The organism is Arcobacter sp. ISO1 (genome assembly GCF_058105185.1).
In genome coordinates, this window is record NZ_CM176573.1 from 2,946,129 (window position 1) to 2,961,704 (window position 15,576).

Below are 15,576 nucleotides of genomic sequence, written 5' to 3' on the forward strand. Positions count from 1 at the left end.
AGATTATATCTAAGATTGAATTATGAGTTGTTCAAACTTTAGTTATAATTCTTTGCCATAAGTATTTACTTTTTTGTAAAAATTATTGAAAAACAAGCACCCATATAATCTTTACCTTCATGCTTAAAACTTTCATTATAAACGTTGATTATTTGCTCATGTCTTTGTCTAATAATCTTATCAACAATTGATAAACCAAGCCCTGTACCAATTGATTTGTGTTTTGTAGTAAAATATGGTTCAAAAATTCTTTGGATAATATCCTTAGAAATTCCTCCTGCATTATCACAAATTTTTAATTCCAAAGAGTTTTCATTTATCTTTTTTGTGGATATAAAAATTAATCTATCTCCCTCATTTACATTTTGAATTAGGGCATCTTTTGCATTATTCATAATATTAATTAATACTTGTTCTAATTCACTTTTATTACCATTTATACTCAAATTATCTTCTGTATCTTTAACTATTTTTATAAAGTTATCTGAAATAGAAGGTCTTGTTAAACTAAGTGATTTTTTAACAACACTTAAAATATCAATTTGCTTAAACTCATTTGTACCTTTTATAAAGTTTTTAAAATCATCAATTGTTTCAGATAGATAATTAGCTTGATTTAAAATAGTGTCTGAAAAAGATTTTACATCATCTAAAGATATTTTATCATCATATTCAGATTTTATTCTAAGGCCTGAGGCACTACTTGTAATTACACTTAAAGGTTGTCTCCACTGGTGGGCAATATTTCCTATCATCTCACCCATTGAAGCTAATTTCATATGATTCTCAAGCAGTTTTAAGGATGTTACATCTTTTGTAACAATAAGAACTCTTTTTTTATCTGGAAGTAAAGAAGCAGTCATATTAACATTCACTCTATTATCATCTTTATCAATATAAACTGTTTCAAGATTTTTAACATATCCGTCTATTAGTACATTTTTTAACATATTTCTCAACAACTCTTTTTGCTCTAAAATAACTAGTTTATCTAGTGATTTAGTTTTTAATTCATCATCAGAATAATTTAACATTTTTAAATAAGCATCATTATATTTTAAAAAATTTGTTTTTAAATCAATTATTGCTATACCATCTTTTGAAGTTTCAAATATTGTTTCAAACTCTTTTTTTTGTTTTTTCAACATACTTAAAAAATATAAAACCACAATCAAGATTAGAGTAAATCCTCCTATAATCCTATAAATAAGCTCATAATTTGTATTCTCTTTTATAATTTGAGGTTGAATCCATTTTGAATGAATTGTTTTTTTCTCCTCTTGAGTTATAGCATCAAAAGTTTTATTAATTATTGATAATAATAAAGGATACTCATTTTGAATAAGATATTTATGCTCAAAGTTAAAATCAGCAACTCCACTTATTTTTAAGTTTTTTAAATGAAGATCACTAAGATAATACAAAGAAGTTGCAATATGACCTATAAATGCATCAGCTTCCTTTGCCTCAACTTTTAATAAAGCTTCAGGAATATTTGAAGTTTCAAGGATTTTTATATTTGGATGTTTTTGAACTAAATAGTTATAGCTTGTATAGTATTTTGGAACAGCAATAGTTTTTGAATCTAACTCATTTAAGTTTTGAATATACTTTATATTCTCTCCTGTTACTATTGCCATAGGATATTTACTATAGGTTTTACTAACTAAGCCTAATTTTACTTCTTGGGGACTTGTTCCTATTCCTGGGACTAAATCTATTTTTTTATCTTTAAACATATTTAATACTTCTGGCCATGAAGAAGCTGGAATATAGTTAAATTTTATTCCAGTTTTTTTAGAAACTAATTTAAGATAATCCCCCATAATTCCATTCATTCTATTATTTTCAATTATAGATAAAGGTTTCCAATTTACCTCACTGTAAGTTATTTCAGGATGTTTTATGATAAATTCTTTTTCCTCTTGAGTAAAAACTAAAGTGTTTTTTGAATCTATATCTTGTTTCCCATAGTTTTCTAAAATCCATTTTTGTTTTAATTGGCTAATTTTTGAGAAAGGAATAGAGCTTAAAGTCTTACTCATAATAGAGGCTAAAGTTTTTTGTTCAATTCTAATACCAAATCTTAAATCTTCATTTTTAATTTTATCATTTGAAAATATTCCAACTGTTTTAATCCCTTTTATCATAAGCTCTTCAAGCCTATAAATACTCATTGTCCTACTTAAAACTACATCAACAATACCATCTCTTAAACCATAAAACTTTTCATTGTTTGTATCAAATTGAACTATATCAAAATCTTTTTCATCTTTTAAAGCACCAATTAAATATGAGCCTTTAACTATCCCTACTTTTTTACCCTTTAAAGATTTAAATCCACTGTAAGTACCAAAATCTTCTTTTGCGAATACACCAATTGGAATTTCATAATAAGGTTTAGTATAAAGAGTAAAAGGCAATCTTTCATCTCTGTATGATAATTCTGAAATTATATCAATCTCTTTATTTTTAAATTTTCCATAAACTTGGGGCCATGTTCCACCTACTTTTTCAAAATTCAAACCACTTTTTTTGGCAATTATTTCTATTAATTCTTGAGTGAAGCCAATTTTTTCCCCATTATAAGAGAAACTAAAAGGAATATAAGTATCAATTGAACCTATTTTAATAGGCTTATTTTTTGTATTATTAATAAAATTTTGTTCCTCTATTGAAAAAAGCTTTGATATGTTATCAATATTTTCATTTCCTAGAATCCATTTATTTGACAAGTAAAAGAAGTATTTATTTTCTATTTTCTTTAATGATTTGTTCAGAATTGATTTTAATATAGGTTTATTTTTATTTACTGCAAATCTTAAATCCTCTTTTTTTATATCATTAAATTCATCAATTGCTTTTACATCAACTAAAGATTGTGTTTTTATTGCTTTTATTCCTGTTGTATATGAAGATAGAAAATAATCTATATGACCAGTTACCAATGCCTTTGCTTTATCTTCACTAGAAACCAATTCTACAATTTTAATTCCAAGTTTTATAAGTTCATCTTTATAAAATATATTTTTAGTAACGCCAACTCTTTTTCCCTTTAAGCTTGAATTGTCTATATAATTTTTATCATTTTTAAGACCAAATATATAAATTGGAATTTCATAATAGGGATTAGTAAAAAGTGAAAAACTCTCTCTTTCTTTAGTATAAGAGATATCTGATATCATATCAACTTCTTGATCTTTAAAAGAGTTAAGTGTTTTCGACCACCTTGCATTCTTTACTTCAAAATTTAAGCCACTAATTTTTGAAATCTTATTTAATAAATCAACACTAAAACCTTTGTGTTTTCCATTTTCAATATAACTAAAGGGTTGAAAATTATTTATCATCGCAATTTTAATATTTGGATTATCTTTAATCCAGTTTTTTTCTTCTTTTGTTAATAATTCATTTGAGAATGATGAAATAGATAAAAGAAAGAATATTAGTAACATTCTTAACATACAAGACAGCCTTAAGTTCAATAATTTCATATTATATATAATATAAGTTTACTAAGAAGTAAAAAAATTATAATTTAGGGAAAGTTAATAAAATTGTAGATTTTATTCTACAATTTTATATTTAATTTTTTTGCGTTTTCATCCATGATTTCAAGTTCTTTTTCTGCATTGATAACAATATCAGGATCTACTTGAAAGTTTATTCTTTCATCTCTTCCTTCATAAGGAACACTATTTAGGATTGTTTTTATGGCATTATATCTAGCGACAAATTTATCATCACTTCTAATAATTATCCAAGGAGATTTTTCAGTATTTGTTTCTTTTAGCATTCTGTATTTCTTTTCTGTAAACTCAAGCCATCTTTCTTGCATTTGAAGGTCAATCTCACTAAGTTTCCACTGTTTTAAAGGGTTTTCTTCCCTCTCTTCAAATCTTCTTGCTTGCTCATCTTTTGTTACAGAAAAATAAATTTTTAAAAAATGAATTCCATGCTCACCTAAATCATCTTCAAATCTTGTAACAGTTTTCATGAAAGTTTCATATTCATTTTCTGTACAAAATCCAAAAACTGGTTCTACCATAGCTCTATTGTACCAAGATCTATCAAAGATAACTATCTCCCCTGCTTTAGGAAATTGTTCAACATATCTTTGAAAATACCATTGTGTCATTTCTGTACTTGAAGGTTTGCCTAAAGCAACAACCCTATAATGTTTTTCATTCATATATCTAGTGATTCTTCTAATAGCACCACCTTTTCCCGAAGCATCTCTACCTTCAACTAATATAACCATTTTTTCATTTTTCTTTTCAAGGTGCTCTTGTAGTTTTATAAGCTCGATTTGTAAAGTTCTTAAAGCTTCTTCTTGAGATCTATATTCATATTTTTTATGAAGTTCTTTTAAAAAGGATTCATCAGCCTTTGAACCAATTTTTTCAATAAAATCTTCATAACTTAAAATATCTTCAATTTCTCGCTCATATAATTTATCTATTTTCATTTATATCTCCAAATATTTTTAAAAATTTGCGGATTTTATAATAACAAAGTTACAATTGTGTCATAATAAATTTTTCATCAAATTTTGTGTATTTCTTGTCACAGCATAAAGATGGAATATTTATATAAAATTTATTTTTTTCTTCATAGGATTTCCCTTGGTGAAAATGCCCTTCTATTACAATGTCACTAGTATAATATGATAATCTTCTTTTGGCAAAGGAATCAAAATCTTTCATTTTTGAGCAAATACTTTTTTTAATAAGTTTATTATAAATCTTTTTAGAAAGCCAATAGTTAAAATCAATTAAATTTAAAAAAAGAAGTAAATAATGATTTCTAATAAGCTTACAATAAATATCATAGGCTTTTGGAGTATAAATATCTCCATGGGAAAGGGCTATATTTTTTTCTTCATACCTTGCAAGTATTGGTTGAGCTTCTCTTTTATAAACCTTTATATTCGGGAAAAGTTTTTGAAGATTATAATCATGGTTTCCCTCTAAATAAATAATCTCAATATCTTGTGATAATTCATTAATAATATCAATAAGCTTTTGATTTATCTTCACAAAATATCTACTCTCACCAGAAATAAAATCAAACATATCACCCATCAAAAAAAGTTGAGAAGTTTCTATCTCTTTTTTTTTCAATTTTTTCAAAAAAGATAAAAACTCCATATTTACTTCACTAAAATGAGAATCGGCTACAAAAATAGCCCCTTTTTTTAAACTAAGGCACATATGCTATTTTTGGTATTCCCTCATACTCTTCAAAACCACAAATTAAGTTTGCGTTAACAACGGCTTGAGAAGATGCACCTCTTAATAGATTATCAATAGAAGAATTTATAAATAATGCCTTACCATTTCTTGCTACAAATAAATCACAAAAATTTGTTCCTGCCGTTGATTTTAAATCAACAGGTGTGCTTCTTAGTCTAATAAATTCACTATCGTTATATCTATCTTTTAAGATTTTTTCAACATCTATTTCATCTTTAAGTGTTGCAAAAACAGATACTAACATACCTCTTGTAATTGGTAATAAATGAGGTACAAAGTTTATTTGAAACTCTTTATTAGTTAACTTCTGAATTTTCTCTTCAATCTCTGGCATATGTCTATGTTTAAATGGATTGTAAGCATGAGAGTTTTCATTTAAGTGTCCAAAGTGAGTAATCTCTTTTAAACCTTTTCCTGCTCCACTCATACCAGTTTTTGCATCAATAAATATTTGTGAGCCCTCTTCTATATAATCTATAAAAGGTAAAAGTGCTAAAAGTGCAGCTGTTGGGAAACAACCAGGATTTGCAACAAGTTTTGCATCTTTTAAATCTTCACTATAATACTCAGGTAATCCATAAACTGAATCTTTTATATGCTCTTTATCTTCATGGGGACAATAGTGTTTTTCATATGTTTCTAATTCAAGTCTATAATCAGCACTTAAATCAACAACTTTTACACCTAAATCTAATAACTCTTTTGCAAAAAACATTGCAGTTTTATGAGGAAGTGCTAAAAATGCTAAATCAGCTACTTTTGCTACTTCTTTTGCATCTGCTTTTTGAACTTCAACATTTAAAACATCTTTTAAACAAGGGTGTAGATCTTGAACATTTTCTTCACCTGTAGAATTTGCAATATATGAAATATTAAACTTTGGGTGATTTATTAAAATTTTTATTAATTCTAAACCAGTATATCCACTAGCTCCAATAATAGCTACATTCATTATAAATCAAGCTCCTTATAATATACATCTAAAATTTCAAAAGTTTTTTTACCCCCAGGTAATGTTGCTTCCACTTCATCACCTTCTTCTTTTCCTAAAAGTTGTTTTGCTAATGGTGAGTTAAATGAGATTAAACCATTATCTGCATTTGATTCAACTCCCCCAACAATTGCATAGGTAAACTCTTCATCTGTATTAACATCTAGAAGCTTAAAAGTTGAACCAAAACTTACTCTATCGTGAGGTAAAGTTTCTGGATCAATAATTACAGCTTTACTTATAATAGCTCCATGTTCTGCAATTTGTACATCAATTAATGCAAGTTTTTCTTTTGCGGCATGGTATTCAGCGTTCTCTTTTAAATCTCCCAATTGTCTTGCTTCATCTAAAGCAATTACAGTTTCAGGTCTTTCTGTATTTTTTAAAAACTCTAATTCAGAAGTGATTTTTTCATATCCAACTCGCGTCATTGGTTCTTTATCCATGAACGCCTCCTATATAATAATTTATTTCGATTAATTGGATATAATACCGAAATTTTAATAAATAAAAAGTACAAAAGAGTAGATATGCAACAATATGACAGAACCCTTAAACTATTTGGGGAAGAAAATTTTAGAAAATTTCAAAACACTAAATTGATTTTATTAGGTGTTGGTGGAGTTGGAAGCTTTGCTTTAGATTCATTATATAATACTGGAATTACTGATATTACAATTGTAGATTTTGACACTTATGAAGAATCAAATATGAATAGACAACTTGGAAGTCATGGTAATATTGGAAGAATTAAAGTGGAGTCACTAAAGGAAAAATACCCAAAAATTACTGCTATACATGCAAAAATAACTCCAGAATGGATTGATGATTTTGATTTTTCACAATATGATTATATTTTAGATGCTATTGATGATGTAAAACCAAAAGTACATTTAATTAAAAAATTTTACACTAAAGTTATTAGTACAAGTGGTAGTGCAAAAAGAATAGATCCAAGTAAAATTGAATATAAATCTATTTGGGATACATATAATGACCCATTTATAAAAAAAATAAGATATGAATTAAAAAAACAAGGTTTTAAAAGAAAGTTCAAGGTTGTCTTTTCAAGCGAAGACCCTAAATGCCTAGAAAAAGGAAGTTTTGAAGCTGTAACAGGTTCTTTTGGATTTATGATGACATCTGTTACAATAAGAAAGATTATTAACAAAAACAAATAAAATAATTTTTTAAAGTTAAGTATAAGAAAAAAAGCATTATAATTTATATAAAACCAAAAAAAGGGTCTTCATGAACGGTATTAATAGTGTTGAGCAAATGACTCAAGGTCACTTGAGAAATGTACAGCAATTAGCTGTTTTTTACACTGGACACAACAATATTTATGCAATTAACATTGCAAAAGTAAAAGCTTTTATTATCACGGAAGAGTGTACTATTAACGATACTCCAAAGGATACAGCTGTAATTGCAGGAATTGCAACCATTAGAGGAGAACCTGTAACACTTATTAATTTAGATGCATGGCTTGGATTACCACATTTAGAGACAAATGAATATAAATTGATTATATATTGTGAATTCAACCATAAAAAAGTAGGTTTTTTAATCAAAGATATGTTAGATATCGTTGAAAAAACAACAGATGAATTAAGACATTCAGAAGAGACAAATGCAAAGATTACATATACAACATATGTAAAAGTTCACAATAAAGATGAACTTTGTACAGTATTTAATGCCGAACAACTACTAAAAGACCTAGGTTGGGTAGATGATGGAGAAGATACTTTAAATAAATATGTTGATGCCCCTTTTAAAACAGATAAATTAGTTTTAGCAGCAGAAGATTCAGGAGTTGCTAGAGAAGTATTAACTAAATTTTTCAAAAAAGCAAATATAAATTTTGAAATGTATGTAAATGGAGCCCAATTAATTGAAAGAGTTGAAGAGGTTGGAGGTGATAATATTGCCTTAATTATTACAGATATTGAGATGCCAGAAACTGATGGTTTTCAAGTTGCCTCATTTATTAAATCAAGTAATAAATATGCACATATTCCTGTTGTAGTTAATTCATCTATGACAACTGATGCTGTTAGAAATAAAATGAATCAAATTGGTGTTGATGGATTTATTGGGAAAACTGATATCCAAGCACTTTATGCAGCTACAAAACAATTTTTATAAGAAAAAATAAAAATAGATGAAATTTCATCTATTTTTATCCTCTTATATTAAAACTTCTTAATTATTTAACCATTCTTCAAAAACTTTAATTTGTTCAACAGTTTGAAGTGTTGATGTTCCACCAAAAGAGTTTCTTGCATTCATTGAGTTTCTTAAATCTAAATACATTACAAGTTCATCACTTACATCTTTTAACTCTTCACTCGAACTTCTAATATCATCTATTGTAAGTTCACTTATATCTTTATTTAAAGAGTTTGCCTTTGTAACTACATCTTTTGTAATATAATAAGCTGTTCTAAATGGCATATTTTGTTTTTGTACTAAAAAGTCTGCTAAATCTGTTGCTGTTAAATGCCCTATTTTACAAGCATTCTCCATTTTATCTATATTTACAATCATTGTTCTAATAACTTCAGTTAAAATTGAAAGTGAAATTTCAATTGTTTTAACTGAATCAAAAACTCCCTCTTTATCTTCTTGAGTGTCTTTATTATAAGCTAAAGGTAAGCCTTTCATAACTGTTAAAAGTGAAATTAAATTTCCATAAACTCTTCCTGTTTTCCCTCTGAGTAATTCTGGAACATCAGGATTTTTCTTTTGTGGCATTATTGAGCTTGTTGTAGCATACTCATCACTCATTCTTACAAACTGAAACTCATATGATGACCATGTTACTAACTCTTCAGAAATTCTAGATATATGCATCATAGAAGTACTTATATTAAATAAAATCTCTAAGGCAAAATCTCTATCTGAAACTGTATCCATAGCATGTGTTGTAGGAGAATTAAAACCTAATTTTTGTGATGTAGATTCTCTATTTATATTATGTGGAGTTCCAGCTAATGCAGCAGAGCCAAGAGGTGAATAGTTGTTTCTTTCATATGAACTTTCAAATCTTTCATAATCTCTTTTAAACATATTAGCATAAGCTAATAAATGATATCCAAAATTTAGAGGTTGGGCATGTTGTAAGTGTGTCATACCTGGAATTAATGTTGTAGTGTGTTTATTAGCTACTTCCACAAATACTCTTATTAATTCTTTTAATTGAGCTTTTATACTTAAACTTTTATCTTGAACATATAATCTAAAATCAGTTGCAACTTGATCATTTCTACTCCTTGCGGTATGAAGCTTTTTACCTGGTTCTCCAATTATTTCAGTTAATCTACTTTCAACTGCCATATGAATATCTTCAGTTTCAAGGGTAAATTCAAATTTACCTGATTCAATCTCTTTTTTTACTTGTAATAAACCATTTTCTATTGCTTCTTGTTCTTCTTTTGAAAGAACCCCTTGTTCACATAACATTTGCGAGTGTGCAATTGAACCTTTTATATCTTGAGCATATAACTCTTTGTCAAACATAATTGAAGCATTAAACTCATCTAATATTTGTGCATTAGTATTTTTTAGTATTTGGTCATTTGACATATATTGTCCTTAAATTTGTAAATGTAGTATTATAAAAATAGATTTTGCGTATTATATCAAAAGCTATATAATACGCAAGTTTTAGTAGATTATTTTTTGTTTATTAGAAGCTTTCCCATTCGTCTGTATCTGGTTGATTACTAACAATTTTATTAGGTTTAGATTGAGTTTGCTTAACGTGTTTAGGTTGATTAACTTGGTTAGAGTTTTGAACTGCTGCTGCAGAAGATTTTCTATTTATAGCTTTTGCTTTTGCACTATCTTTACCATCAAATTGTTTTTCATCTGCATTTATTACAATTAATTTAGCAATCTCATCAGTTTGGACCGCTACATCATGGGCTTCATTTGCAATTGAAGCATTTAATTGAGTTTGTTGGTCAAGACTATTAATGGCAACATTTATTTGTTCAATTCCAGATAATTGCTCTTTTGAAGCACCCTCAATATCAGAAATTAGTTCAATAGTTTTTGTGATATTATCATTTAATTCATTATAACCTTTAATCATTTTATCTGAGATTAATTTACCATTATTAGCTTTGTTTGTTGCATTTTCAACTAAATTTTTAATCTCTTTAGCAGCTTCTGCAGATCTACTTGCAAGGTTTCTAACCTCTTGGGCAACAACTGCAAATCCTTTTCCAGCTTCCCCTGCTGTTGCTGCTTCTACTGCTGCATTTAAAGATAAAATATTTGTTTGGAAAGCAATTTGGTCAATTACTGTAATTGCTTCATTAATTGCGTTTACCTCATTATCAATATCTGTCATAGCATTTGTAGTTTGAAATGCTAAGTCTTTACCTTCATTAGCTGATGTAGTTACTTGATTAGCAAAACCTGACATATTTACAATATTTTGCGTATTTGATGAGATATTACTAGTAATTTCTTCTAATGCTGCTGCAGTTTCCTCCAAAGAAGCTGCTGCTTCATTTGAATTAACATTTAATGAATCTACATTTTTAAGTAAAATATTCGAACTTTCATCTAGGGTTAAACCATTTATTTTATTTTCCAAAAGCATTTTACTAATCTCATCTGCTAAAGAATTTAAACCTTTTGCTGTCTCACCAATCTCATTTCCCGAAATTTTATGGGTAAAATCTAGGCTTTGATAACTTGCTAAGGCAGAGGATACATTGTTTAAATCACCATCAATTTTTGATGATACAATATTAAATAAATCATTTACTCCATTTTTAAGCTCTTCTACACCTTCATTATCAGTTGTTTTATTTATTTGTTGCTTAAAAATTCCAGTTTTTGCTAAATCAATTGCTTTGTTAACTGAATCAATAACCATTTTAGAAGAAGTAATATCTTGAGCAAATTTAACAACCCTTGTTACTTTCCCACTTTTATCTTTTACTGGTGTATATGAAGCTTGAATCCAAGCTGAAGTTCCATCTTTTTTAATTCTTTCAAATTCATCAATATTTGATTTTCCACTATTTAAATCTTTCCAAAAAGTCTCATATTCTGATGAATTCACATAAGTACTGTTACAAAATATTCTATGATGTTTTCCAACTACCTCTGATAAATTGTAACCTAAAGTATTTAGAAAATTATCATTTGCATGAATAATTGTCCCATCTGGTTTGAAAGAAATAATTCCATAATTTTCTTCCATTGCAACTAATCGTGCAGCCTCTTCTTCATTTTTGCCAAAACCGAACATACGTTTCTCCTAAAATTATTTTCATACTATCTATAATATTATATAGATTTTATCTTAAATTATTTATTTTAGTAGCAAAAAGATGTATATTTATATAAAAAAAAAGCCCATATATCATTATATGGGCTTTTTAAATATTATTTTATTGTTTTATTATTAAATTGGTAATACTCTAATATTCTCATCAACTTTTTGTTTAAGTACTGATTCAATAGCATATAATGTACCAGTATCTCCAGATGCACAACCATTACATGCACCTAAATATCTAATATATAAATCGTAGTGAGGCACATTATCTTTAATATCGATAATTTCCATATTACCACCATCCATCATTAGCATTGGTCTAATATCGCTATCTAGGATATTGTCAATAACTTTAATTCTTTGAACAATAGTCATTTTATCAAAAGAGTTTTCTCCAGATTCAGTAGTGTCAGCAGCTTCTTTTAGTTTTTCTTGTTCCATTTGTGCTCTAACATCAGATAAAATATCTACTAAATAGATATCTTTTTCTTCATGTCCACCTGGTTTAATACATGATTTACAAAATGCTCCAGCTTTTGTAAAATCTGTAACTTCTTCAACTGTTTTAAGGTCATTAATTCTGATAACTTCTTGTAAAGTACCTAATGTTACCCTTGCACATTCACAAATAATTTGCTCTTCTTCAAAAGTTTCCATATCAACATCAAGATAAGTTCCAGCTGCTTTTTTAATAACATCATATGCCATAACTGAACAGTGCATTTTTTGTGGTGGAACTGCAGGAACATCTGGATGGTCTCTAAGTGCTTTTTCAACATCAATATTTGTGATTTTTACTGCATCTTGAACTTTTTTTCCAACACAAAGTTCTGCCATAGCATCAGATGAAGCAATAGCTGTACCACAACCAAAAGATTTAAATTTAGAATCTAAAATCACATCAGTTTCTGGGTTTACACACCAGTAAAGTCTTACTGCATCTCCACATGATTCTGCACCAAAGTCAGCAACGATTAGTTTTCCACCCATCTCTTTTGCTTCTTCTTCAGTAATTTCACCTTGATGACTTGGGTCATCCATTCTTCTAATAACTTGATTTGAGTATTCATCCCAAATTGAACCGGTAATTAAATCATTTTTAGCCATTTTTTATTTCCTTATCTTTTTTCTTATAATTGTGATACGTGATCTTTTGGTGTATATGCATATGAACTTGAAATTGTTCTTAATCTATGTATTGCATTTTTAATCACATCAATTGCATAATTAATCTCTTCTTCTGTATTAAATCTACTTAATGAGAATCTTACACCTGTATGAGCTAACTCACTGTCACTACCAAAAGCATTCATAACAGGATTTGCTTCCAAATCTTCAGAGGCACATGCTGAACCAGTAGAAGCACCAATTGTTTTTTGATTCATATCCCATAACATTGATTCACCTTCAACACCTCTAATTGAGATTAAAGTTGTATTTGGAGTTCTATTTTCTTTTCCACCAATTACAATTGTTTCAGGAATTTCTAAGATTGCATCTTCTAATTTGTCTCTTAATTTTCTAACATGGTTTTCTTCATAAGCTAAAGCCATTGGAGAAGTTGCTAGTTTCATTGCAACACCCATACCAATCATTGAAGCTACATCAACAGTTCCAGCTCTATGTCCACCCATTTGTTCACCACCATGTAATAATGGAGTTAAAGCAAAGCCATCTTGAACATATAATCCACCAACACCTTTTGGTCCATGAAATTTGTGTGCTGAAAACGATAAATAGTTTACATTACACTCTTGAACATCAACGGGAACTTTACCAATTGCTTGAGTTGCATCAGTATGGAAAGGAATACCTGCTTCTTTACAAATAGCTCCTATCTCTTTAATTGGGAAAAGTTTACCAGTTTCATTATTAGCCCACATAATTGATACTAAAGCAGTATCTTCTCTAATGTAATCTTTTACAGAAGATGCTTCTAAAACACCCTCTTCGTTAACTGGTAAATAAGTTACACTTACACCTTGAGTTTCTAAAAACTTACAGGCTGCAGTTATTGCTGGGTGTTCAACCTCTGAAGTAATTATGTGGTTTTTGTTTCCATTTAATATTTTATCAACCCAAATACCTTTGATAACTGTGTTATTACTTTCTGTTGCATTTCCAGTAATAATAATATCATCGTCATCAGCTGCATTAATACCTTCATATAAATAGTTTAAAGCTTCAATCATTTTTGGGTGTGTTCCAGCTCCAAACTTATGTAATGAATTTGGGTTTCCGTAAATGTGACAAAAAAATGGTTCCATTGCTTTAAATACTTCTGGATCTACCTTTGTTGTCGCATTGTTGTCTAAATATACTTCCATACGTTTTCCTATTTTTCTTTTAAAGATTTCTATGCAAGAACTATTCCATAAAAATCGTTTGATTTTGATTAAATTGGCGACATTATATTTTAAATAGGATAAAAATTGTCTTAATTAAATAAATTAGCTTTTTCTAAGAATTTAAGATATTGATTTTTTCTAAAATCAAATCTTTTTTTATTTCATTTTTTTCTTTTTCATATAAATTGTTTAACCAAAAAAGAACCACCCTTTTGTAACCGTAAAATGAGGCTTTGTCAATAAGTTTGTTAATTTGTATTTTAGATAATTTATCTTTATGTAAACTAGAAACTATAAATAAAGAAGTGATGTTTTCAGCACCAAACATATAATCAAATGACTTAACAATCTTTTCATCTAAGTAATATTGATAAAACTTTTCATACTGTTTTGGCAAAAATTTCAAATCTTCTTTTTTAAGTTTTTTTTGAAGCATTGAAAAATATACATCTAATTTTTTATTGTCTATTAATCTTTTAACATCTTGATAATCTTCACAAGTTGAATTGTTACCAACACTAATATCTAATGCACATTTACCTAAATATATTTTTGCAAGTTGATTTAAATTTGCACTTTGTTTTGCATAATCAATTGCTTTTTCTAAATCACTTTTTGCAAGAGTTTGTTTATTTGTTAAAAAGTTTTTTGTATAAGATTTATAAGCCTTTGCACTATCATATTCCCATTGGTTTGGTGTAGTTTTGAAAGAACATCCAGCAAAAACAATCAAAATACTAAAAAAAATAAAAGTTTTAAACATCATGGTAAAATAACCTTTTTATCTGTTTGACTTTGAAAAAGGTTATCAACTTTTTCAATAATCTCATTTGATTTTAATATACCTGTTTTAATTCCATCTTTTATTTGTAATAAATCTTTATCATAAGAACCAACTGAGTTAACAACACCATCTAGTTTTTGTAATTTATTTTCAATATCCCTTGCAATTTCACTCAATTCTTTTATAAACTTTGTAACTTCTGGAATAATTTCTTTATCAACATTAGAACTTATTTTATTAATATTATTCATCAATTTTGGTAACTTTTCCATACTATTTATTAAAGAATTTGTTGCTTTTTCATTTCCAGTTATAGTCGTTAGTAAAGATTTATTTTCAATTAAAAGTGATGTGAATTGTTCTATATTTTTAACAATTTTCATCAACTCTGAATCATCTTTTGCCAAATATGTTGTAATTTTATCAACTGAATTTACTATATTTTCTAATTTTGCGACTACTGGGTCTAATTTTAAAACTAAATCATCAATATCATTGCTAATAATCACATCTAATTTTGAACCATCTTGTAAAATTGAATTTCCAATAGCTGAATAAAGAATAATATGAGAAGAACCTAATAATGGTTTTTTTAGCATCAATAGACTTCCTTTGCTAATCCATTTTTGATTTTTTTTATTAACACTAAAAACAAAATCTACAGTTCCATTATCTAGTAGTTCAATTGAATCTAATTTCCCAATTGTAAACCCAGAAACTTTTATTGGCATACCAACAAAAAATGACTCTGCACTATATGTATTAAAAGTATAAGAATATCTTTTTTCTAAAAGACCTTTTTCTAAAACAATATAAACAATTGCTGCAATAAAATTTAAAAATAAAATAAATACAAATATTCCAACTCTAACTTTAGTTTTGTTGTGTTCCAT

At 27.7% G+C, this 15,576-nt stretch carries 13 protein-coding genes; 2 read left to right on the plus strand and 11 right to left on the minus strand.

Annotated elements, in window-relative coordinates:
• Positions 1–65 precede the first annotated feature (65 nt).
• From AC2TY9_RS14650 to greA, 5 genes are all read right to left on the minus strand, one after another.
• Positions 66–3,464 (minus strand): transporter substrate-binding domain-containing protein, encoded by a 3,399-nt coding sequence (locus AC2TY9_RS14650; protein ID WP_489778262.1) that lies wholly within the window; start codon positions 3,462–3,464, stop codon positions 66–68.
• 107 nt (positions 3,465–3,571) lie between these two features.
• Complete coding sequence (ppk2, locus tag AC2TY9_RS14655) at positions 3,572–4,462, minus strand: polyphosphate kinase 2 (protein WP_489780438.1); 891 nt, start codon at positions 4,460–4,462, stop codon at positions 3,572–3,574.
• A 55-nt stretch (positions 4,463–4,517) separates the two neighbouring features.
• Positions 4,518–5,132 carry a UDP-2,3-diacylglucosamine diphosphatase gene (locus AC2TY9_RS14660; RefSeq protein WP_489778263.1) on the minus strand — a complete coding sequence of 205 codons (615 nt, stop codon included), beginning with the start codon at positions 5,130–5,132 and terminating at the stop codon, positions 4,518–4,520.
• 70 nt (positions 5,133–5,202) lie between these two features.
• Positions 5,203–6,207, minus strand: coding sequence for an N-acetyl-gamma-glutamyl-phosphate reductase (argC, locus tag AC2TY9_RS14665; protein WP_489778264.1), 1,005 nt, complete (start codon positions 6,205–6,207; stop codon positions 5,203–5,205).
• Positions 6,207–6,692 (minus strand): transcription elongation factor GreA, encoded by a 486-nt coding sequence (gene greA / locus AC2TY9_RS14670; RefSeq protein ID WP_489778265.1) that lies wholly within the window; start codon positions 6,690–6,692, stop codon positions 6,207–6,209. Before greA ends, argC begins: the two co-directional genes overlap by 1 nt.
• An 84-nt stretch (positions 6,693–6,776) precedes the next feature.
• On the opposite strand from greA, the gene AC2TY9_RS14675 reads away from it, so the two are divergent.
• Both AC2TY9_RS14675 and AC2TY9_RS14680 read left to right on the plus strand, forming a co-directional pair.
• Positions 6,777–7,427 (plus strand): tRNA threonylcarbamoyladenosine dehydratase, encoded by a 651-nt coding sequence (locus AC2TY9_RS14675; RefSeq protein ID WP_489778266.1) that lies wholly within the window; start codon positions 6,777–6,779, stop codon positions 7,425–7,427.
• 70 nt (positions 7,428–7,497) lie between these two features.
• Complete coding sequence (locus tag AC2TY9_RS14680; protein ID WP_489778267.1) at positions 7,498–8,397, plus strand: chemotaxis protein CheV; 900 nt, start codon at positions 7,498–7,500, stop codon at positions 8,395–8,397.
• A 57-nt stretch (positions 8,398–8,454) separates the two neighbouring features.
• Here the strand turns inward: AC2TY9_RS14680 and argH are convergent, their stop codons facing one another.
• From argH to AC2TY9_RS14710, 6 genes are all read right to left on the minus strand, one after another.
• Positions 8,455–9,837 carry an argininosuccinate lyase gene (argH, locus tag AC2TY9_RS14685; protein ID WP_489778268.1) on the minus strand — a complete coding sequence of 461 codons (1,383 nt, stop codon included), beginning with the start codon at positions 9,835–9,837 and terminating at the stop codon, positions 8,455–8,457.
• Between the two features lie 103 nt (positions 9,838–9,940).
• Entirely contained in the window at positions 9,941–11,521 is a 1,581-nt protein-coding gene (locus tag AC2TY9_RS14690) for a methyl-accepting chemotaxis protein (RefSeq protein WP_489778269.1), read from the minus strand.
• Between the two features lie 156 nt (positions 11,522–11,677).
• Entirely contained in the window at positions 11,678–12,658 is a 981-nt protein-coding gene (locus AC2TY9_RS14695; protein ID WP_489778270.1) for an iron-sulfur cluster assembly scaffold protein, read from the minus strand.
• Between the two features lie 23 nt (positions 12,659–12,681).
• Positions 12,682–13,878, minus strand: a complete 1,197-nt coding sequence (locus AC2TY9_RS14700) for a NifS family cysteine desulfurase (protein WP_489778271.1) — start codon at positions 13,876–13,878, stop codon at positions 12,682–12,684.
• A 133-nt stretch (positions 13,879–14,011) separates the two neighbouring features.
• Positions 14,012–14,662, minus strand: a complete 651-nt coding sequence (locus tag AC2TY9_RS14705) for a hypothetical protein (RefSeq protein WP_489778272.1) — start codon at positions 14,660–14,662, stop codon at positions 14,012–14,014.
• Positions 14,662–15,576 carry an MlaD family protein gene (locus tag AC2TY9_RS14710; RefSeq protein WP_489778273.1) on the minus strand — a complete coding sequence of 305 codons (915 nt, stop codon included), beginning with the start codon at positions 15,574–15,576 and terminating at the stop codon, positions 14,662–14,664. Before AC2TY9_RS14710 ends, AC2TY9_RS14705 begins: the two co-directional genes overlap by 1 nt.

What these genes read in the sequence shown, in the direction of transcription:
- AC2TY9_RS14695 (WP_489778270.1), bottom strand. Translation starts at nt 12,658, where the DNA reads ATGGCTAAAAATGATTTAATTACCGGTTCAATTTGGGATGAATACTCA.
- AC2TY9_RS14690 (WP_489778269.1), bottom strand. Translation starts at nt 11,521, where the DNA reads ATGTTCGGTTTTGGCAAAAATGAAGAAGAGGCTGCACGATTAGTTGCA.
- AC2TY9_RS14675 (WP_489778266.1), top strand. Translation starts at nt 6,777, where the DNA reads ATGCAACAATATGACAGAACCCTTAAACTATTTGGGGAAGAAAATTTT.
- AC2TY9_RS14700 (WP_489778271.1), bottom strand. Translation starts at nt 13,878, where the DNA reads ATGGAAGTATATTTAGACAACAATGCGACAACAAAGGTAGATCCAGAA.
- AC2TY9_RS14710 (WP_489778273.1), bottom strand. Translation starts at nt 15,576, where the DNA reads ATGGAACACAACAAAACTAAAGTTAGAGTTGGAATATTTGTATTTATT.
- argH (WP_489778268.1), bottom strand. Translation starts at nt 9,837, where the DNA reads ATGTCAAATGACCAAATACTAAAAAATACTAATGCACAAATATTAGAT.
- argC (WP_489778264.1), bottom strand. Translation starts at nt 6,207, where the DNA reads ATGAATGTAGCTATTATTGGAGCTAGTGGATATACTGGTTTAGAATTA.
- AC2TY9_RS14680 (WP_489778267.1), top strand. Translation starts at nt 7,498, where the DNA reads ATGAACGGTATTAATAGTGTTGAGCAAATGACTCAAGGTCACTTGAGA.
- greA (WP_489778265.1), bottom strand. Translation starts at nt 6,692, where the DNA reads ATGGATAAAGAACCAATGACGCGAGTTGGATATGAAAAAATCACTTCT.
- AC2TY9_RS14650 (WP_489778262.1), bottom strand. Translation starts at nt 3,464, where the DNA reads ATGTTAAGAATGTTACTAATATTCTTTCTTTTATCTATTTCATCATTC.
- AC2TY9_RS14705 (WP_489778272.1), bottom strand. Translation starts at nt 14,662, where the DNA reads ATGTTTAAAACTTTTATTTTTTTTAGTATTTTGATTGTTTTTGCTGGA.